Raw genomic sequence first — 19,755 nt, 5'->3', positions numbered from 1 at the left:
ATAATTCTGCATCAAGCCGTTGCAGCATGTAACGACTGCGGATTGGGGTGGAAAAACACGTGTTCCAGGATAGGCCCTATCGCCACTTCGCCGATTTCCTCATAGCCCTGGCGCTTATAAAAATCCAGGTAGCGTGAGTTGCCGGTATCGAGCACTACGCCTGAGGAGTGCGGGTCGTCGGCGCACCAGTTGTGCACGGCCTCAAGCAGCTGCTCGCCATAGTGCTTGCCCTGAAATTGCGGGTGGATGCCCAACAACGGCAGTACGTGCACCGACTCGGTCGGCAGGCACGCCAGCACCGCGTGATGGTATTCCAGGTAACGGCGAGTGCCGCGTACACCGGTGCTCAACCACATGCGCAATTGCCACGCCCAGCTTTCGGTAATGCCCAGGCGCCGTTGGGGTGGCGCAATCAGGGCAATGCCGATCAGCCGGTCGTTGACGAACAGGCCGATGGCGGGCAGTTTCTGAAAGAAATGCTGCTTGACCAGCTCACGCACCGTGGCGCGTACCCGCTGTTCATAGCCTGGGCGTTCAGCTTCGAAGATGTAGGCGAATGTCGGCTCATGCCGATAAGCCTGGTAAAGCATGGAGCGCGCTTCGCGCGAATAGCCGCTGTTGAGCAGGCGGATCTCGGCAAGGGCCGTCGAAGTGTCAGGCATACAGTCAATCTCCCTGGGCGCCATTCAGAAGATGGCGTTCTTATGGGTACGAACCTACGCAGCACCAGTCGTTCCCAGACATTAGCAGTGCATCTGCTCGACCGCCACGCTGGCCCCCGTCGGACTTGTCGGCTAGCATCGCCCTTTTGCCAGACTGGACTGCCGACCATGAAAATCGTCTCCTTCAATATCAACGGGCTGCGCGCCCGCCCTCATCAGCTGGCGGCGCTGATTGAAAAGCATCAACCGGACGTGATCGGCCTGCAGGAAACCAAGGTTCATGATGACCAGTTCCCGTTGGCCGAAGTGCAGGCGTTGGGCTACCACGTTTATTACCACGGCCAAAAAGGCCACTACGGCGTGGCCCTGCTCTCGCGCAAAGAAGCGCTGAGCGTGCACAAAGGTTTTGCCAGCGATGAAGAAGACGCCCAGCGCCGCTTCATCTGGGGCACCTTCGCCGATGAGAACGGCAACCCTGTGACCATCATGAACGGCTACTTCCCCCAGGGCGAAAGCCGCGACCACCCGACCAAGTTTCCGGCCAAAAAACGCTTCTACGAAGATTTGCAGCACCTGCTGGAAAGCCAGTTCAGCAATGACCAGGCATTGGTGGTGATGGGCGACATCAACATCTCCCCGCAAGACTGCGACATCGGTATCGGCGCCGACAACGCCAAACGCTGGCTGAAAACCGGCAAATGCAGCTTCTTGCCAGAAGAACGCGAGTGGATGGCCCGTCTGAAAAACTGGGGCCTGGTGGACAGCTTCCGCCACCTCAACCCGGACGTGGCCGACCGCTTCAGTTGGTTTGATTACCGCAGCCGTGGGTTCGAAGATGAGCCCAAGCGTGGCCTGCGCATTGACGTGATTATGGCGTCCAACGGCCTGGTGCCGCGGGTCAAGGATGCCGGCGTGGACTACGAGCTTCGGGCGCTGGAAAAACCGTCCGACCACGCGCCGATCTGGCTGGAACTGAGCTGACGCGACTCAAAGTGGGAGCTGGCTCGTGTGGGAGCTGGCTTGCCGACGATGCAGGCACCCAGGCCTTCCAGCTAAACCGGGTTGATGCTATCGCAGGCAAGCCAGCCCCCAACTTTGGGTTGGTTGTGTGCCAGTCACACCGTTGAAACCTTACTGACTTAATCTCCCGGCACTCCCCTTGGCTTAAGAAGGTGCCGGCATGATGCTGCGCGTTCTGCTTCTGTTGATCCTGCCCCTCTACGCAGTTGCCGCTCCCCTGCCCGTTCCCGACCAAGGCCCCGCGTTGCGCATCCAGGGTTCCAACACCATTGGCGCCGCGCTCGGGCCCGCGCTGGTCATGGGCATGATGCAACACCAGGGCGTGCAGGCGGTGCACAGTGAACCGGGCGACGGCGCCAATGAGCAGCGCGTGATCGGCAAGACCCGCCAAGGCAGGACGGTCACCATCGAGGTGGCGGCCCACGGCTCCAGTACCGGGTTCGCTGCGCTGAAAAACCTCAGCGCCGACCTCGCCGCGTCGTCGCGCCCGATCAAGGACAGCGAACTGGTGGACCTTGAACCCTTGGGCGACCTGAAAAGCCCCGAGGCTGAGCAAGTGATCGCCATTGATGGCCTGGCGATTATCCTCAACCCGAAAAACCCGTTGAATACCCTGAACACCGAGCAACTGGCGCAAATTTTCAATGGCGAAGTCGACACGTGGGAGGCACTGGGTGGCATCGGCGGGCCGATTCATTTGTATGCCCGGGATGATCAGTCCGGCACCTACGACACCTTCAAGGAACTGGTGCTACGCCTGCGCGGTAAACCCCTGGCGCCTGCCAAGCGTTTTGAGTCCAGTGAGCAACTGTCCGATGCCGTAAGCCAGGACGCTCAGGGCATCGGCTTCATCGGCCTGCCGTATGTGCGCCAGGCCAAGGCTGTGGCAATCGTCGATGGCGACTCACAACCGATGTTGCCGTTGAACAGTCTGATTGCCACCGAGGACTACCCGCTGTCACGCCGACTGTTCTTTTACCTGCCGCCATCGAGCCACAACGCGTGGGCCAAGGCGCTCGTGGACTTTACCCAGAGCAGCAAAGGCCAGGCGATTGTTGCAGCCAACGGTTTTATCGCGCAGCAGGTGCAGGCGATCAGCGTGGAGCCGCGCCCGTCGATGCCTGCGGACTATCAAGCCATCGCGCGTGAGGCCCAGCGATTGAGCGTGAATTTTCGCTTCGAAGAGGGCAGCGCCAGCCTCGACAACAAGGCACGCCAGGATCTGCAGCGGGTGGTGGCGTACCTGAAAAGCCACGACAAGCTCGACAAGCAGGTGACGCTCGTAGGGTTTGGCGACGCCAAGAATGACCCACAACGCGCCGCGCTACTGTCGAAATTGCGGGCAATGGCGGTGCGCCGCGAACTGGTGAGGAACGGCGTGGTGCTGCGCGATATTCTCGGGTTCGGCGCGCAGATGCCGGTGGCGGCGAACACGGCGGATGAGGGGCGGATCAAAAATCGGCGAGTGGAGGTTTGGGTGCACTGACGCCTGGCGAGCACGCCTGCGTAGCGAGCGGGCTTGCCCCGCGTAGGGCTGCGAAGCAGCCCCATAATCACGCTTCCAGGCAGAACCGGTCGCAGGGTTTTAGGGCTGCTGCGCAGCCCTACGCGGGGCAAAGCCCGCTCGCCACACTTACTGCCCGCTGCGCATCAGCTCTTTGGGCACGTACTTGCCGATCTCGAACTTGCCGATTGCCGCACGGTGCACTTCATCCGGGCCGTCGGCCAGGCGCAAGGTGCGTTGCATGGCGTACATGTAGGCCAGCGGGAAGTCGTTGGAAACGCCAGCGCCGCCGTGAATCTGGATGGCGCGGTCGATGACCTTCAACGCCACATTCGGCGCCACCACCTTGATCTGCGCGATTTCGCTTTTCGCAACTTTGTTGCCCACGGTGTCCATCATGTACGCCGCTTTTAACGTCAGCAGACGGGCCATGTCGATTTCCATCCGTGAGTCGGCGATCTTGTCGATATTGCCGCCCAGGCGGGCCAACGGTTTACCGAACGCGGTGCGGCTGACGGAGCGTTTGCACATCAGTTCCAGCGCGCGCTCGGCCATGCCGATGGAGCGCATGCAGTGGTGGATACGGCCTGGGCCAAGACGGCCCTGGGCAATTTCGAAGCCGCGACCTTCGCCGAGCAGTACGTTTTCGTACGGCACACGCACGTTGTCGAACAGCACTTCGGCGTGGCCGTGCGGGGCGTCGTCGTAACCGAAGACCGGCAATGGGCGCACGATTTTCACACCAGGGGCATCCACCGGCACCAGGATCATCGAGTGCTGCTGATGACGTGGCGCATCCGGGTTGCTCAGGCCCATGAAGATCAAAATCTTGCAGCGCGGATCGCAGGCGCCGGAGGTCCACCATTTTTTGCCGTTGATCACCCACTCGTCGCCCTGGCGCTCGGCGCGGGCAGCCATGTTGGTGGCGTCCGAAGACGCCACGTCCGGCTCGGTCATGGCAAAGGCCGAGCGAATCTCGCCGCGCAGCAACGGCTCGAGCCAGCGTTGTTTTTGCTCTTCGTTGGCGTAGCGCACCAGCACTTCCATGTTGCCGGTGTCGGGGGCGGAGCAGTTGAACGGCTCCGGGCCCAGCAGCGAGCGGCCCATGATTTCGGCCAGTGGTGCGTATTCGAGATTGGTCAGGCCGGCGCCCAGTTCGGATTCGGGCAGGAACAGGTTCCACAGGCCTTCGGCCTTCGCCTTGGCCTTCAACGTTTCCATGATGGCGGTGGGCTGCCAGCGATCACCTTCGCTGACCTGGCGTTCGAACACCGGCTCGGCCGGGTAAACGTAAGCGTCCATGAATGCGGTGACGCGTTCACGCAGTTCCTGAACCTTGGGCGAATAGGCGAAATCCATGAGCAGCTCCCTTCTCTGAGAGGTTGTTTAGGTCATGCAATCGATGCTAGAACAGCGCTGATAATTTACCTAGCCTATTCTCGGCGTGTATTAACATTCATCACCGATATATGATCGACGCCTGAACACCTGATAAATCGCCACCTAACAATAAGAGCGCAACGAAATGAATCTGAGCAAGGTCGACCTCAACCTCTTTATTGTCTTCGACGCGATCTACACCGAAGCCAACCTGACCCGTGCCGGGCAGATCGTCGGCATTACCCAGCCGGCGGTGTCCAACGCGCTGGCGCGCTTGCGCGAAACCTTCAATGACCCGCTGTTCGTGCGCACGGCCCAAGGCATGGTGCCCACGCCGATGGCGCAGAACATCATCGGCCCGGTGCGCAATGCGTTGTCGTTGCTGCGGGTGTCGGTGCAGGAAAGCCGGATTTTCAACCCGCAGCAAGCCGCCAAGACCTACCGCATCAGCATGACCGACCTCACCGAAGCGGTGATTCTGCCGTTGTTGTTCCAGCGCCTGCGCCGCCTGGCGCCGACGGTGGTGATCGAGAGTTTCCTGTCCAAACGCCGCGAAACCACCAAGGAACTCGCGGCCGGGCGCCTGGATTTTGCCGTGGATGCGCCGCTTAACACCGACCCGCAAGTGCGCCACGTCAAGCTGATGGAAGACCGCTACGTGTGCGCCATGCGCAAAGGCCACCCGATGGCAGGCAAGGACAAATTCACGCTGGATGACTACCTGTCGCTGACGCATATCCATATTTCCAGCCGCCGCAACGGCCTGGGCCATGTGGACCTGGCGCTGGGCAAGATGGGTATCCAGCGCAAGATCGCCCTGCGCTCCCAGCATTACCTGATGGCCTCGCAAGTGTTGCAGCAGACCGACATGGTGATGACCGTGCCCGAGCGCTTCGCCCGCCGTCATGAATTGCACTGGTTCAACCTGCCGGTTAATGACGTGCCGCCGGTGGAAACCCACCTGTACTGGCACGAAAGCACCGACCAGGACCCGGCCAACCGCTGGATGCGCGAGCAAATGATCGAGTTGTGCCAACAGGTGACGGCGCATGAGAAGAAGCTCGACGGCAAGCAAGCCTGACCCGTGGCAAGCAGACCTTTTGTGGCTGGCAGGCTCTCTGTGGCAAACAGGCTCTCTGTCGCGAGCAGGCTTGCCCTGCGTTGGGCTGCGTAGCAGCCCCAACCCCCAGCGCCGCGTTTTTGCTGAAAATTGAATCAATATTTATTGCGGGCGCTTCCCCCCCAACGCAGGGCAAGCCTGCTCGCCACAACACGCCCGCTCATAAGGTTGGAAAGGCAGCTTGACGTTTACGTCAACCTGACATTAGCTTAGCGCCAAGACCTTCTTGAGCGCCCCCATGAGCACGACTTACAGCATCTCCGACCTCGCGCGCGAGCTCGACATCACCACCCGCGCCATTCGCTTCTATGAAGAACAAGGCCTGCTGGCCCCGGAACGTCGGGGCCAGGAGCGCATCTACTCGGCGCGCGACAAGGTCAGCCTCAAACTGATCCTGCGTGGCAAGCGCATCGGTTTCTCCCTGGCCGAGTGCCGCGAGCTGATCGAACTCTACGACCCCAGCAGCGGCAACCACATCCAGCTCAACAGCATGCTCGCCAAAATCGCCGAACGCCGTGAGCAGCTTGAGCAACAACTACTGGATATCGAACAGATGAAGCTGGAACTGGACACCGCCGAAGAGCGCTGCACCCAGGCCCTGGCGCAGACCATGAGCCAGGTTGGCCAATAACGATAAGGTAGCCATCATGCCCCTCCCCTCACACGTACGCCTGGTGGAAGTCGGCCCGCGCGACGGCCTGCAGAACGAAGCCCAGCCCATCAGCGTGGCCGACAAGGTCCAACTGGTGGATGCCCTGACCGACGCAGGCTTGAGCTATATCGAAGTGGGCAGCTTTGTCTCGCCCAAGTGGGTGCCGCAGATGGCCGGGTCGGCGCAAGTGTTTGCGCAAATACAGCGCAAACCCGGTGTGACCTACGGCGCACTCGCACCGAACCTGCGAGGGTTTGAAGACGCCGTGGCCGCTGGCGTAAAGGAAGTCGCCGTGTTTGCGGCCGCGTCCGAGGCGTTTTCCCAGCGCAACATCAACTGCTCCATCAGCGAAAGCCTGGAGCGCTTTGCGCCCATCATGGCGGCGGCCAGGCAGCACGGCGTCAGCGTGCGCGGGTATGTGTCGTGTGTGTTGGGTTGCCCTTACGAAGGTGACATCGCGCCGGAACAGGTCGCGGCGGTCGCACGCGAGTTGTATGCCATGGGCTGTTATGAAGTTTCCCTGGGCGACACCATCGGCACCGGCACGGCGGGCGCTACGCGGCGGTTGTTTGAGGTGGTCGGCGCGCAGGTGCCACGGGACAAGCTGGCCGGGCACTTCCATGACACCTACGGGCAGGCGATTGCGAATATCTACGCCAGTGTGCTGGAAGGGATCACGGTGTTCGACAGCTCCATCGCGGGCCTCGGCGGCTGCCCTTACGCCAAGGGCGCCAGCGGTAACGTGGCGACGGAAGACGTGGTGTACCTGCTCAACGGCCTGGGCATCGACACCGGCATCGACCTGCAGGCGCTGATTCTCGCGGGCCAGCAAATCAGCAGCGTGCTTGGCCGGCCTACCGGGTCGCGGGTTGCCAAGGCGCGTAACGCCAGTTGAGTAGAGCGGCTGTGACAATGTGTTACCGCACGGCTACATATCGAGTAACACGGGAACATATTTTGTCGCATTCGCCGTACGTATTTTCCTACTAAAAACTCAAGCCATTGATTTAAAAGGAATTTAAAAAGTTGGCACGGCTTCTGCTATCTCTATTGCATAACAAGAATAAAAAGCGCCAAACCTAATAAAAATAAGACGAAACGACTCTGACATAACAAAAACAACACGGCAGAGACGCAGCTAACAGATTTTTTTGGAGAAGATGTGCTTCGCAGGGTACGGCATGCCGAAACCCGCAACCGGTTAGAGAAAAATAAAACTACCTCAGGTAGCTGCCACTGGTTGGATCGGTAACGAAGAAGCAGATCAGCGCTCAAAAAAATACGTTTGCTCTTGACCCCGGATGGGGGTCGCCCAAAACAGCGGTAAAGGGTAACGGCTGCTAAAAACAACAACAGGCCGCCCCTCAATAATAAAAAAGAGCACGCAACGACAAATTAAAGGGGACCTTCGGGTCCCCTTTGTGCTTTCCGGGATTCGACAAATGCGTGTCGGGCACCGATCAAAAGGTGGGAGCGGGCTTGCTCGCGAAGGCGGTTTGTCAGTGTCAGATGGGCTGGCTGACCCTGCGCAGTCGCGAGCCAGCCCGCTACCAGATGGGGTGGGGTTGTCAGTTGGACTGGCTTATCAGCTCCGCGATCGAGATTTCGCGCATGCGAAATTTCTGGATCTTGCCCGTCACCGTCATCGGAAACTCTTCCACGAATTTGAAATGCTTGGGCGTCTTGAAGTGCGCGATGCGCCCCTTGCACCAGGTTTGCAGCTCCAGCTCGTTGGCCAGATGGCCCGGATGGAACTTGACCCAGGCGACGATCTCTTCACCGTAACGCTCATCCGGGATGCCAATGACTTGCACATCTGCCACCGCCGGGTGGGTGAAGAAAAACTCTTCGAGCTCGCGCGGGTACACGTTTTCGCCACCGCGAATGATCATGTCCTTGTTGCGCCCGGCGATACACACGTAACCGTGTTCATCCATGGTCGCCAGGTCGCCGGTGTGCATCCAGCCCGCGTCATCGATGGCGTCACGGGTGCCATCGGGGTTGTTCCAGTAGCCGAGCATCACGCTGTAGCCGCGCGTGCACAGCTCGCCGATTTCACCGCGCGCGACGGTATTGCCAGCAGTGTCGATGATCTTGTTTTCCAGCTGCGGCTGGGTGCGGCCCACAGTCGTGACGCGGCGCTCGAGGTCATCATTGGCACCGGTTTGCAGTGACACCGGGCTGGTTTCAGTCATGCCATAGGCAATCTGCACTTCACCCATGTGCAGTTCGCTGATGACGCGGCGCATCACCTCGATAGGGCATGTGGCCCCGGCCATGATCCCGGTGCGCAAGCTTGTCAGCTCGAATTCGCCGCGGCGGGGGTGATCGAGGATGGCGATGAACATGGTCGGCACGCCGTAGAGGCCGGTGGCGCGCTCTTCGGCGACGGCACTGAGGGTCAGCAGCGGATCAAAGCCGTCATTCGGGTAAATCATCGTGGTGCCGTGGGTGATGCAGCCAAGGTTGCCCATGACCATGCCAAAGCAGTGATACAACGGCACCGGGATCACCAGCCGGTCGTGGGCCGTGAGGCCCAGGCTTTCGCCAACCATGTAACCGTTGTTGAGAATGTTGTGATGGCTGAGGGTGGCGCCCTTGGGAAACCCGGTGGTGCCAGAGGTGTACTGAATGTTCACGGCCTGGTCGAAATGCAGGCTGGCCTGGCGGCTGTGCAGTTGTTCGGGCGGGACGCCAGCGCCCAGGGCCGCCAGCTGCGACCAGGGCAAAAAACCCTGGGGTGGGTTGGGATCGAGGCTGATCATGGCGCCCAGGTTGGGGCTCAGTGCCTGCAACATGGCGTGGTAATCGGAGCCTTTGAATGACCCGGCGCACACCAGCCATTGGCAACCGGACTGCTTGAGCACGTATTCCAGCTCACTGCTGCGGTAGGCCGGGTTGATGTTGACCAGGATCACGCCAAGCTTGGCGCTGGCAATCTGGGTGATGCACCACTGTGCACAATTGGGCGCCCAGATGCCCAGGCGGTCGCCGGCCTGCATGCCCAGGGCCAGGAACGCACGGGCGTGCAAATCAACCGCCTCGGCCAGTTGCCGCCAGGTGTAGCGGCGTTGCTGATGGCGCACCACCAACGCTTCACCCTCGGGGTAGCGCGAGACCGTGTTATCGAAGGCCTGGCCTATGGTCATGGCCAGCAACGCCTTGTCCTGAGCGCCACGGCTGTAGCTCTGATTCGGTTGATCCATAACGACCCCTTTTGTCTTTTTTGTAAGGTGGACGGCGGCTGCTTGACGTAAACGTAAACTACGATTGACAGCCTCGCAACGCAAGCTTACGTTAACGTAAAGGTGAGCGCCCTCCCCGGCGCTTAACCACACAACAACAAAGCTCACATTAAGGTGCCTGTCCATGAGTTACCCGTCCCTGAACTTCGCCCTCGGCGAAACCATCGACATGCTGCGCGACCAGGTGCAGTCCTTCGTGGCCAAGGAAATCGCGCCCCGCGCGGCTCAAATCGACAGTGACAACCTGTTCCCCGCCGATATGTGGCGCAAGTTCGGTGACATGGGCCTGCTCGGCATTACGGTGCCGGAAGAGTACGGCGGCGCCGGCCTGGGCTACCTGGCCCACGTGGTAGCCATTGAAGAAATCAGCCGAGGCTCGGCGTCAGTCGGGCTGTCCTACGGCGCTCACTCGAACCTGTGCGTCAACCAGATCAACCGTAACGGCAGCCACGAACAGAAGCTCAAATACCTGCCGAAGCTGATCAGCGGCGAACATATCGGCGCCCTCGCCATGAGCGAGCCGAACGCCGGCTCCGACGTGGTCTCGATGAAACTGCGCGCCGAAAAACGCGGCGACCACTATGTGCTCAACGGCAGCAAGACCTGGATCACCAACGGCCCCGACGCCAACACCTTCGTGATCTACGCCAAGACCGACGTGGAGAAAGGCCCTCACGGCATCACTGCATTTATCGTCGAGCGCGACTGGAAAGGCTTCAGCCGCAGCAACAAGTTCGACAAGCTCGGCATGCGCGGCTCCAACACCTGCGAGCTGTTTTTCGATGACGTGCAAGTGCCCGAAGAAAACATCCTCGGCGCACTCAATGGCGGCGTGAAAGTGCTGATGAGCGGCCTGGACTACGAACGCGTGGTGCTGGCGGGCGGCCCGATCGGCATCATGCAGGCGTGCATGGACCTGATCGTGCCGTACATCCACGACCGTAAGCAGTTCGGCCAGAGCATCGGCGAATTCCAGCTGATCCAAGGCAAGGTCGCCGACATGTACACCCAGCTCAATGCCGGGCGCGCCTACCTCTACGCGGTGGCGCAGGCGTGCGAGCGCGGTGAGACCACGCGCAAGGATGCCGCCGGGGTCATCCTGTTCAGCTCCGAGCGCGCCACACAAATGGCCTTGGACGCCATTCAGATTCTGGGCGGTAACGGTTACATCAACGAATTCCCCGCCGGGCGCCTGCTGCGTGACGCCAAGCTGTACGAAATCGGCGCCGGCACCAGTGAGATTCGCCGGATGCTGATCGGCCGCGAACTCTTCAACGAAACCCGCTGAAGGAGCGCCCATGGCCACCTTGCACACCCAACTCAACCCGCGTTCGGCAGAATTTGCCGACAACAGCGCAGCCATGCGCCTACAGGTCGACGCCCTGCACAGCCTGCTCGCCCACGTGCAGCAAGGCGGTGGCGCCAAGGCTCAGGAGCGGCACACGTCGCGCGGCAAACTGCTGCCCCGTGAGCGGATCAATCGTTTGCTCGACCCGGGCTCGCCATTCCTTGAACTGAGCCAACTGGCGGCCCATCAGGTGTACGGCGAAGACGTGCCAGCGGCCGGGGTGATTGCCGGGATCGGCCGCGTAGAAGGCGTCGAATGCATGATCGTCGCCAACGACGCCACGGTAAAAGGCGGCTCCTACTACCCGCTCACGGTAAAAAAACACCTGCGCGCGCAGACCATCGCCGAGCAGAACCGCCTGCCGTGCATTTACCTGGTGGACTCCGGTGGCGCCAACCTGCCACGTCAGGATGAGGTCTTCCCGGATCGCGAGCACTTCGGGCGGATCTTCTTCAACCAAGCGAACATGAGCGCCCAGGGCATCCCGCAAATTGCGGTGGTGATGGGCTCGTGCACCGCGGGCGGTGCCTACGTGCCGGCCATGGCCGACGAAGCCATCATGGTGCGTCAGCAGGCGACCATCTTCCTCGCCGGCCCGCCGCTGGTGAAAGCGGCGACCGGCGAAGTGGTCAGCGCTGAAGACCTGGGTGGCGCCGACGTGCACTGCAAGATCTCCGGTGTGGCCGACCACTATGCCGACAGCGATGAACACGCGCTGGCCCTGGCCCGGCGCAGCGTGGCCAACCTCAACTGGCGCAAACAGGGCCAGTTGCTGCAACGCCCGCCGGTGGCGCCGCTGTACAGCAGCGAAGAGCTTTACGGCGTGATCCCGGCCGATGCCAAGCAGCCGTTTGATGTGCGCGAAGTGATTGCGCGGCTGGTCGACGGCTCGGTGTTCGATGAATTCAAGGCACTGTTTGGCACCACGCTGGTGTGTGGCTTTGCCCACCTGCACGGCTACCCGATTGCGATTTTGGCCAATAACGGGATTCTGTTCGCCGAAGCCGCGCAAAAAGGCGCGCACTTTATCGAACTGGCCTGCCAGCGCGGGATTCCGCTGCTGTTTTTGCAGAACATTACCGGCTTCATGGTCGGCCAGAAATACGAAGCCGGCGGCATCGCCAAGCACGGCGCCAAGCTGGTCACCGCGGTGGCCTGTGCCAAGGTGCCCAAATTCACGGTGATCATCGGCGGCAGCTTTGGTGCCGGTAACTACGGTATGTGCGGCCGGGCTTACGACCCGCGCTTTTTGTGGATGTGGCCCAATGCACGCATCGGCGTGATGGGTGCCGAACAGGCGGCCGGCGTGCTGGTGCAGGTCAAGCGTGAACAAGCCGAACGCGCCGGCGCAAGCTTCAGCGCCGAAGAGGAAGCTGCGATCAAGCAGCCGATCCTCGACCAGTATGAAACCCAGGGCCATCCCTATTACTCCAGCGCGCGCTTGTGGGATGACGGCGTCATCGACCCGCTGCAGACCCGCGACGTGCTGGCCCTGGCCTTGTCCGCTTCGCTGAACGCCCCCATCGAGCCGAGCCGCTTCGGCGTGTTCCGCATGTAAATGGAGCTGTACCCATGAGCGATTTCAACACCCTCGAACTGATCACCGACCGCCGTGGTTTTGCCACGCTGTGGCTCAGCCGCGAAGCCAAGAACAACGCGTTCAACGCCGAAATGATCCGCGAACTGATCATCGCGCTCGACCAGGTGCAGGGCGATTCGTCGCTGCGCTTCGTGGTGCTGCGCGGGCGCGGCAAGCACTTCAGTGCCGGTGCCGACCTGGCGTGGATGCAGCAATCGGCCGAGTTGGACTACCACACCAACCTGGACGACGCCCGCGAGCTGGCGGAGTTGATGTACAACCTGGCCAAGCTGAAAATCCCGACCCTGGCCGTTGTGCAGGGCGCGGCCTATGGCGGCGCGCTGGGCTTGATCAGTTGCTGCGACATGGCGATCGGCGCCGATGACGCGCAGTTCTGCCTGTCGGAGGCGCGCATCGGCCTGGCTCCGGCGGTGATCAGCCCGTTCGTGGTGCAGGCCATCGGCGAACGTGCGGCGCGGCGTTATGCCCTGACCGCTGAGCGTTTTGGCGGCCAGCGGGCACGCGACATTGGCCTGTTGGCAGAAAGTTACCCCGCCGGTGAGCTGGATCAGCACGTCGAACACTGGATCGCCAACCTGCTGCTCAACAGCCCTGCGGCGATGCGCGCCAGCAAGGACTTGTTGCGCGAAGTGGGCAACGGCGCCCTCACCCCGGCGTTGCGCCGCTATTGCGAAAACGCCATCGCGCGGATTCGCGTCAGCGCCGAGGGCCAGGAAGGCTTGCGCGCCTTCCTGCAAAAACGCCCGCCCAGCTGGCAAGCACAGGAGCCGCGTTCATGAGCCCACTGACAACTGTGCTGGTGGCCAACCGCGGCGAAATTGCCTGCCGAGTGATGCGCACCGCCAAGGCCATGGGCCTGACCACCGTGGCGGTACACAGCGCCATCGACCGTGATGCGCGCCACAGCCGCGAGGCAGACATCCGTGTCGACCTGGGTGGCAGCAAGGCCACCGACAGCTACTTGCAAATCGACAAGCTGATTGCCGCCGCCCAAGCCAGCGGCGCCCAGGCGATCCATCCCGGGTATGGGTTTCTATCGGAAAACGCCGGTTTTGCTCGCGCGATTGAAGCGGCCGGGTTGATCTTCCTCGGCCCGCCCGCCTCGGCCATCGATGCAATGGGCAGCAAATCGGCCGCCAAGGCGCTGATGGAAAAAGCCGGCGTGCCGCTGGTGCCGGGTTACCACGGCGAAGCTCAGGACCTGGACACCTTCCGCGCGGCCTGCGAGCGCATCGGCTATCCGGTGCTGCTCAAAGCCACTGCGGGGGGCGGCGGCAAGGGCATGAAGGTGGTCGAGGACGTCAGCCAACTGGCCGAGGCCCTGGCTTCCGCACAGCGTGAGGCACTGTCGTCGTTTGGCAACGGGCAGATGCTGGTGGAGAAATACCTGATCAAGCCGCGTCATGTGGAAATCCAGGTCTTTGCCGACCAGCACGGCCACTGTTTGTACCTCAATGAGCGCGACTGCTCGATTCAGCGTCGCCATCAAAAGGTCGTGGAAGAAGCGCCGGCGCCGGGCCTGAGCGTTGCACAGCGCAAAGCCATGGGCGAAGCCGCCGTGCGCGCGGCCCAGGCCATCGGTTATGTGGGCGCGGGCACGGTGGAGTTTTTGCTCGACGCGCGTGGCGAGTTTTTCTTCATGGAAATGAACACGCGGCTGCAGGTGGAACATCCGGTGACCGAGGCGATTACCGGCCTCGATTTGGTGGCCTGGCAGATCCGTGTCGCCCAGGGCGAGCCGCTGCCGATCACCCAGAACCAGGTGCCCTTGATCGGGCACGCGATTGAAGTGCGCTTGTATGCCGAAGACCCGGCCAATGATTTTCTGCCGGCCACCGGGCACCTCGCGCTGTACCGCGAAAGCGCACCCGGCCCGGGCCGTCGCGTGGACAGCGGGGTAGAACAAGGCGACAGCGTTTCGCCGTTCTACGACCCGATGCTGGGCAAACTGATTGCCTGGGGCGAAGACCGTGAACAGGCGCGCCTGCGTTTGTTGAGCATGCTCGATGAATTCGCGGTGGGTGGGCTCAAGACCAACCTGGGCTTTTTGCGGCGCATCATCGGCCATCCGGCGTTTGCGGCGGCTGAATTGGATACCGGGTTTATTCCGCGCTACCAGGCTGAGTTGTTGCCAGTGCCGGGCGAATTCAGCGACGAATTCTGGCAGGCCGCAGGCTCAGCGCTTATGCAGAGTCTGCCGCCAGGTGATGGGCCGTGGGCGGACACGCGGGGTTTTCGCGCGGGGCTGCCTGCCGAGGTTTCGCTGCATTTGAGCAGCGGCGCGCAGGATCGACGGGTGACATTGGGTGGAGGCGCTGCGCAGCTACGTGGCGAGCAGTTGTGGCTTGAGCACAACGGCGTACGCCGTGCCCATCTGACGGTGCGCGGCGAAGGTTGCGTGTACCTGCGCTGGGACGGCGAGATGCATGCAGTGAGCCTGTTCGACCCGATTGCAGCGGTCGAGGCCAACCAATCTCATCAGGGTGGGCTCACGGCGCCGATGAACGGCAGCATCGTGCGGGTGTTGGTGGAAGTCGGCCAGGCCGTCGAAGCCGGTACACAATTGGTGGTCCTGGAAGCGATGAAGATGGAGCACAGCATTCGCGCGCCGCACGCCGGCGTGGTCAAGGCGCTGTTTTGCCAGGAAGGTGAAATGGTTGCCGAAGGCAGTGCCCTGGTGGCGCTGGAAACAGCGGATTAAAACTTCGCCGTGGCTTGCACGACAACGCCGAGGATTCGGCAGTCATCGGTAAACAGCTGCTTGGGATAAGTGGGATTGAGCGGCACCAGGTAGCGCTGGCCGCTTTCTTCCATTAACTGGCGAAAGGTCGCCTGGGGGCTGTCGGCCCATTGGGCGACCACCAGTTTGCCGGGTTCGGCATCAATGGCCGGGTCCACCAGAATCAACATGCCTGCGCCAATACTCAAACCACTGGGGGCAGTCATCGCATCTCCCGTCACAGGCAGCCAGTAGGCTTCGCCCCGGGCGTGGTAATCGGTCAGTTCAAAACGTGCGGCGCCGTAGACCGGGCGCTCTTCGCGTATTTCGCAGACGCCCTTCCAGTCGCTGACCGGGTAGCGAAAATACGGGTTGTAGTGTTTTTCCAGGGTCGGCGCCTGATCGGCTTTCGGCCGAATTTCGAGCGCAACCTCCAGATACTCCAACCCTAACTCGGCAAGTACCCGGTTCATGTCCGCCAGGCTTGGCACGCGACGCTTGTTGAGCCAATGGCCCACGCCACCCTGGGACATGCCCAGGCGTTCAGCCAGTTCATCCTGCGTGACCTTGCGGTCTTTCATGTTGGCTTTGACCAACGCTATCCAGTTATCCATGGGCGGTGACAATACGTTGTGCAAAGGCCACGACAATAAACAGTTTGTAGTAATCCATCAAATGACATAAATACGATTCGTATTAGTATCGGGCGCAGGTTTTCGACATTCACTCAGAGTAGCCACCCTCATGACGACCCGCCCGTATCAACTGCCCGGCACCGCTGAAACCGAACAACTGTCGGGGCTGCGCACCAGCGGCGCGGCTCAGCGCGCATTGGATCATTACTTGAAAGACGATGTGTCGGCACCGCTCCCGGACGAGTGTTTCTTCGACATCAAGCCCAACGTCAGCCACGAGGACGCGCTGGTGCATGCTTCGGAGCTGTTACGCAGCGCGGCAGCGGCGGCCTACGAACTGGCGAGCAGCCGGCAGGGCAACCAGCGGGACCTGGCGTTTTCAGTGGTGTATTTGATTGATATGGCGAAGGTGATGGTGGAGCGGACGCTGCAGTCGCCGGTGGCTCAGGCAAGCGTATAACAGACACAACGAAAAAATATTTCTATCCCGCGGATAAAAACATTTGACTTGCAAATGATAATGATTATTATTGGGCTCAGCTGATCGCGAGATCAGTCGATAGACCAAGGGACCTTAGGTCGGACTCTTGGAATATCTCCTCATCAGGCTAATCACGGTTTTTGACCCGGCTCTTTGGCCGGGTCTTTTTTTTGCCAGTTTCCCTGGCATGGCTTCAGGCTAATGAAGACTGTGTGTTGCTTGATGGCGCGCATGGTAGCAAAAGACCATCGTCAAAAGAAAGCCGAACGAGCGCTCTAGCCCCGATCTTTCCGAAATAGCGCTTGAGAATCAATCTCATAGATTCTAAGCTGCTGCTGCGTCAAGGATGACGCCCCCTCCTCCGTGCAAAAATATTGCATCAAGATTTTGCCTGACTCCTGTGTAAGATATCCGCCACAACACTCATATTCAGGCAATCAGACTATGACCGTGGCCTTGACCTCCATCAAGATCAGCACCGACTTCGACAGTGGCAACATCCAGGTTCTGGATGCGAGTGATGCCTATCAGTTATTGCTGGCGATCAAACCCGACACCCGCAGCGCACACTTCCAGTGGTTCCACTTCAAGGCCGAAGGCATGCACGTGGGCCACACCCACACCTTCCGCCTGAGTAACGCGAGTCAGTCCTCCTACAAAAATGCCTGGAGCGGCTACAACGCCGTGGCGTCCTACGACCATATCAACTGGTTTCGCGTCCCCACGCGCTTTGATGGCGAAACATTGCACATCAGCCTGGAAACCCGCGAAAAACAAGCCTGGATCGCCTACTTCGAACCCTACAGCCGCGAACGTCACGACGCCTTGATCGAGCAGGCCATGACCCGCGCCGGCACCCAGTTACTCGCCACCGGTAAAAGTGCTGAAGGCCGAGATATCCAACTGCTGCGCCGCGGCAAGGGTGGCGAGGGCCAGCGCAAGGTCTGGATCATCGCCCAGCAGCACCCCGGCGAGCACATGGCCGAATGGTTCATGGAAGGCGTCATTGAACGCCTGCAACAGGACGGTGACGCCGAGTTGAAAAAACTGCTGTCCGTCGCTGACCTGTACCTGATCCCCAACATGAACCCCGACGGCGCCTTCCACGGCCACTTGCGCACCAATGCCATGGGCCAGGACCTCAACCGTGCCTGGCAGAGCGCCAGTCAGGAAATCAGCCCTGAAGTGCTGTTCGCCCAGCAGCAGATGGAAAAATACGGCGTCGATCTGTTTCTCGATATTCACGGCGACGAAGAAATCCCCTACGTGTTCACCGCCGGCTGCGAAGGCAACCCGGGCTACACGCCTCGCCTCGAAGCGCTGGAAAAACACTTCCGCAGCCACTTGAGCGCGCTGACTCGCGACTTCCAAACCACCCACGGTTACACCCGCGACCTGCCGGGCGAGGCCAACATGACGCTGGCCTGCAATGCCGTCGGAGAGAAATTCGACTGTCTGTCGCTGACCCTGGAGATGCCCTTCAAGGACAACGACGATGCGCCCAACCCGAAAACCGGTTGGTCAGGTGAGCGCTCCAAACAGCTGGGCAAGGACGTCTTGAGCACGGTTGCCGATATCGTCACGGCACTGCGCTAAACCGTCCCGCCCCCGGCATCAGTCCTTGGTGCCGGTCATGCTTTGCAGCACGCCGTCACGGCGAATCAACCCGTGAAACAACGCCGCCGCCAGGTGCAACAGCACCGTCAGAAACAGCAGATACGCCAGATACCCATGGGCCTTGCGCAACACCGCAAACAACGGCGCATTCGCCCCCACCAACGCCGGCAACTGCACTGAACTGCTGAGCATTACCGGGTCACCGGCCGCCGAAATCATCGCCCAGCCCAGCAGCGGCAACACCAGCATCAACGCGTACAACAGCACATGAGAGGCCTTGGCGGCCAACTTTTGCCACAGCGGCAAATCATCAGGCAGCGGCGGTTGCCGAGTGGAAAAACGCACCACCAGCCGCACGATCACCAGCGCCAGAATCGCAATTCCCAATGGTTTATGCAGGTGGATCAGCCACTCATGGCGCTCCGACACCGACGCCGCCATGCCCGCACCGATAAACAACATAGCGATGACCATCAGCGCCATCAGCCAATGCAGCACGCGCGCCAGCGGCGCGAAATAGCGTGGTTGAACATTCATGGCTTCGACTCCTGAGGGGCGCTGTGCAGCGGGCTGACTTCACCGGCACGACGCACGTACGAGCTGGCGTAGGCTGCCGAACGCGCCGCCAGCAGCGGGTCGTCGGAGGCCTGGATACCACTGGGCAAAATCAGCGGATCAAAGTTGATATCGCGGCAATCGCCGTCCGCTTGCGGCTGGCTGCTCTGCAGTACCAGCGTGCCGGCGTTGAGCACCTTGTGTTCGCCGGTCCAGGTTTTGCTCGCATCGTCCAGCGGGTCACCAGGGTTGGCCAGGGTCATGTTCAGCTGCCAACGCAGCGGGCCGGACGCCAGGCGCTGCACCAGGTCTTTTTCAAGAAAGTCACTGCCCGACGGTGCGGTATCGCCCGCTGCATCCTGGCTCTGCGGCACGACGCCCCAACGCACTGCCTGGCGTTTGCCGTCAGCGCTGACCAGATAAAACGCATTGATGCCGTTGTAGGTCTCTGTCGCATAGCTGGCCGACGGCTTGGCCGTCTTGACCCACGCCAGGAACGGCGCAGTCTCCGGGTGCGCGGCAAAAAACGCCGGCATGCCCGCCGGGTTCGGCTTGCCGGTGGCCGGTTCTGGCGCGCCCGCCTTGAGCATCTGGTAAAAGGCTTCAGGCGTGCCCACCGGAAACACCGGCATGCTGTTCATCCCGGTGCGCCATTGCTGGCCGTTGGCTTGGCTCAATTGCAAGGCAAAACTGCGGATCGGCACACTGCTGTCCGGCGCGTAAGGGTTGCCACTGGGCAAGGCAAATCGGCCGATCACCGGCGTTCTCGCTTCGCTGAACACCTGGGCACTGGAATACGCCCGCGCCTCGGGGCTGCTCTCGAAGTAACCCGCCACACACACGCCCTTGGCATGGTTGCGGCGAAAACCAGGGTGCAGGCCGTTATTGGTTTCCAGGGCATTAACCAGGGTTTTGGGGCGCAGGCGCTGTGGGTCGAGGGTGCCGTTGACGTAGGCAAATGCCCCGGCAACAACGGCAACCACGGCACCGATACCGGCGAGCCGTGCGATCAGGCTCGCGGTACTCAACGGAGGACGGGGCGGTGATGAGTGATCTACCATGAAGTGACTCCAGGGCCAGAGGCCTAAGCGGTGAAACATAAGGTCGGAGCATTAAGACGAACGCCGATCCGCTCTATTCCCACGCCCTGTGTTTATTTTTCAGGCTTGGGAATAACCTTCAACGTCAGACGTCTCTCTAGTCCCAGCGTAGCGACC

General features: G+C 61.0%; 17 protein-coding genes. 11 read left to right on the top strand and 6 right to left on the bottom strand.

The genetic code is table 11. The features are described 5' to 3' along the window. Positions 1-11: 11 nt before the first annotated feature. Entirely contained in the window at positions 12-662 is a 651-nt protein-coding gene (locus AACV02_RS12145; RefSeq protein ID WP_106578805.1) for a GNAT family N-acetyltransferase, read from the bottom strand. Between the two features lie 168 nt (positions 663-830). On the opposite strand from AACV02_RS12145, the gene xthA reads away from it, so the two are divergent. Both xthA and AACV02_RS12135 read left to right on the top strand, forming a co-directional pair. Next, on the top strand, positions 831-1,643 hold the full coding sequence (gene xthA / locus AACV02_RS12140; protein WP_106578806.1) for an exodeoxyribonuclease III: 813 nt from the start codon (positions 831-833) through the stop codon (positions 1,641-1,643). Between the two features lie 199 nt (positions 1,644-1,842). After that, the gene (locus AACV02_RS12135) at positions 1,843-3,168 is read left to right on the top strand and encodes a substrate-binding domain-containing protein (protein WP_119739825.1); all 1,326 of its coding nucleotides are present in this window, start codon (positions 1,843-1,845) and stop codon (positions 3,166-3,168) included. A 147-nt stretch (positions 3,169-3,315) separates the two neighbouring features. Here AACV02_RS12135 and AACV02_RS12130 read toward each other — a convergent pair whose 3' ends face one another. Next, positions 3,316-4,545 (bottom strand): acyl-CoA dehydrogenase, encoded by a 1,230-nt coding sequence (locus AACV02_RS12130; protein WP_106578808.1) that lies wholly within the window; start codon positions 4,543-4,545, stop codon positions 3,316-3,318. A 166-nt stretch (positions 4,546-4,711) separates the two neighbouring features. Between AACV02_RS12130 and AACV02_RS12125 the strand changes: the two genes are divergently transcribed. From AACV02_RS12125 to AACV02_RS12115, 3 genes are all read left to right on the top strand, one after another. Next, the gene (locus AACV02_RS12125; protein WP_017136514.1) at positions 4,712-5,647 is read left to right on the top strand and encodes a LysR family transcriptional regulator; all 936 of its coding nucleotides are present in this window, start codon (positions 4,712-4,714) and stop codon (positions 5,645-5,647) included. A gap of 277 nt (positions 5,648-5,924) precedes the next feature. Then, complete coding sequence (locus tag AACV02_RS12120) at positions 5,925-6,317, top strand: MerR family transcriptional regulator (RefSeq protein ID WP_106578810.1); 393 nt, start codon at positions 5,925-5,927, stop codon at positions 6,315-6,317. Positions 6,318-6,333: 16 nt separating this feature from the next. Further along, entirely contained in the window at positions 6,334-7,233 is a 900-nt protein-coding gene (locus AACV02_RS12115; protein ID WP_106578958.1) for a hydroxymethylglutaryl-CoA lyase, read from the top strand. Positions 7,234-7,906: 673 nt separating this feature from the next. Here AACV02_RS12115 and AACV02_RS12110 read toward each other — a convergent pair. Further along, entirely contained in the window at positions 7,907-9,544 is a 1,638-nt protein-coding gene (locus tag AACV02_RS12110; protein WP_119739823.1) for an AMP-binding protein, read from the bottom strand. Between the two features lie 163 nt (positions 9,545-9,707). Between AACV02_RS12110 and AACV02_RS12105 the strand changes: the two genes are divergently transcribed. From AACV02_RS12105 to AACV02_RS12090, 4 genes are read left to right on the top strand one after another with little or no spacing between them, the layout of a single operon-like run. Then, complete coding sequence (locus AACV02_RS12105) at positions 9,708-10,871, top strand: isovaleryl-CoA dehydrogenase (RefSeq protein ID WP_106578812.1); 1,164 nt, start codon at positions 9,708-9,710, stop codon at positions 10,869-10,871. Between the two features lie 10 nt (positions 10,872-10,881). Further along, positions 10,882-12,489, top strand: a complete 1,608-nt coding sequence (locus tag AACV02_RS12100; RefSeq protein WP_119739821.1) for a carboxyl transferase domain-containing protein — start codon at positions 10,882-10,884, stop codon at positions 12,487-12,489. 14 nt (positions 12,490-12,503) lie between these two features. Then, positions 12,504-13,310: a gamma-carboxygeranoyl-CoA hydratase gene (locus tag AACV02_RS12095; RefSeq protein ID WP_106578814.1), complete on the top strand. Its 807-nt coding sequence runs from the start codon at positions 12,504-12,506 to the stop codon at positions 13,308-13,310. Beyond that, positions 13,307-15,232 carry an acetyl/propionyl/methylcrotonyl-CoA carboxylase subunit alpha gene (locus tag AACV02_RS12090; RefSeq protein WP_119739819.1) on the top strand — a complete coding sequence of 642 codons (1,926 nt, stop codon included), beginning with the start codon at positions 13,307-13,309 and terminating at the stop codon, positions 15,230-15,232. Before AACV02_RS12095 ends, AACV02_RS12090 begins: the two co-directional genes overlap by 4 nt. Here the strand turns inward: AACV02_RS12090 and AACV02_RS12085 are convergent. Next, the gene (locus AACV02_RS12085) at positions 15,229-15,864 is read right to left on the bottom strand and encodes a LexA family protein (RefSeq protein ID WP_119739817.1); all 636 of its coding nucleotides are present in this window, start codon (positions 15,862-15,864) and stop codon (positions 15,229-15,231) included. The two genes, AACV02_RS12090 and AACV02_RS12085, sit on opposite strands and share 4 nt — an antisense overlap. Positions 15,865-15,994: 130 nt before the next feature. Between AACV02_RS12085 and AACV02_RS12080 the strand changes: the two genes are divergently transcribed. Both AACV02_RS12080 and AACV02_RS12075 read left to right on the top strand, forming a co-directional pair. Further along, positions 15,995-16,345: a DUF6124 family protein gene (locus tag AACV02_RS12080; RefSeq protein ID WP_119739815.1), complete on the top strand. Its 351-nt coding sequence runs from the start codon at positions 15,995-15,997 to the stop codon at positions 16,343-16,345. 465 nt (positions 16,346-16,810) lie between these two features. Further along, the gene (locus AACV02_RS12075; RefSeq protein ID WP_106578818.1) at positions 16,811-17,962 is read left to right on the top strand and encodes a M14 family metallopeptidase; all 1,152 of its coding nucleotides are present in this window, start codon (positions 16,811-16,813) and stop codon (positions 17,960-17,962) included. An 18-nt stretch (positions 17,963-17,980) separates the two neighbouring features. Here the strand turns inward: AACV02_RS12075 and AACV02_RS12070 are convergent, their stop codons facing one another. Next, on the bottom strand, positions 17,981-18,520 hold the full coding sequence (locus AACV02_RS12070) for a cytochrome b (RefSeq protein ID WP_119739812.1): 540 nt from the start codon (positions 18,518-18,520) through the stop codon (positions 17,981-17,983). Further along, positions 18,517-19,599 (bottom strand): catalase family peroxidase, encoded by a 1,083-nt coding sequence (locus AACV02_RS12065; RefSeq protein ID WP_119739810.1) that lies wholly within the window; start codon positions 19,597-19,599, stop codon positions 18,517-18,519. Before AACV02_RS12065 ends, AACV02_RS12070 begins: the two co-directional genes overlap by 4 nt. Positions 19,600-19,755: the final 156 nt, after the last annotated feature.

It is taken from the genome of Pseudomonas sp. Larv2_ips (genome assembly GCF_963879675.1).
GTDB lineage: Bacteria > Pseudomonadota > Gammaproteobacteria > Pseudomonadales > Pseudomonadaceae > Aquipseudomonas.
Note: the sequence above shows the minus strand (reverse complement) of the source record. Positions and strands in the feature narration are given on the sequence as shown.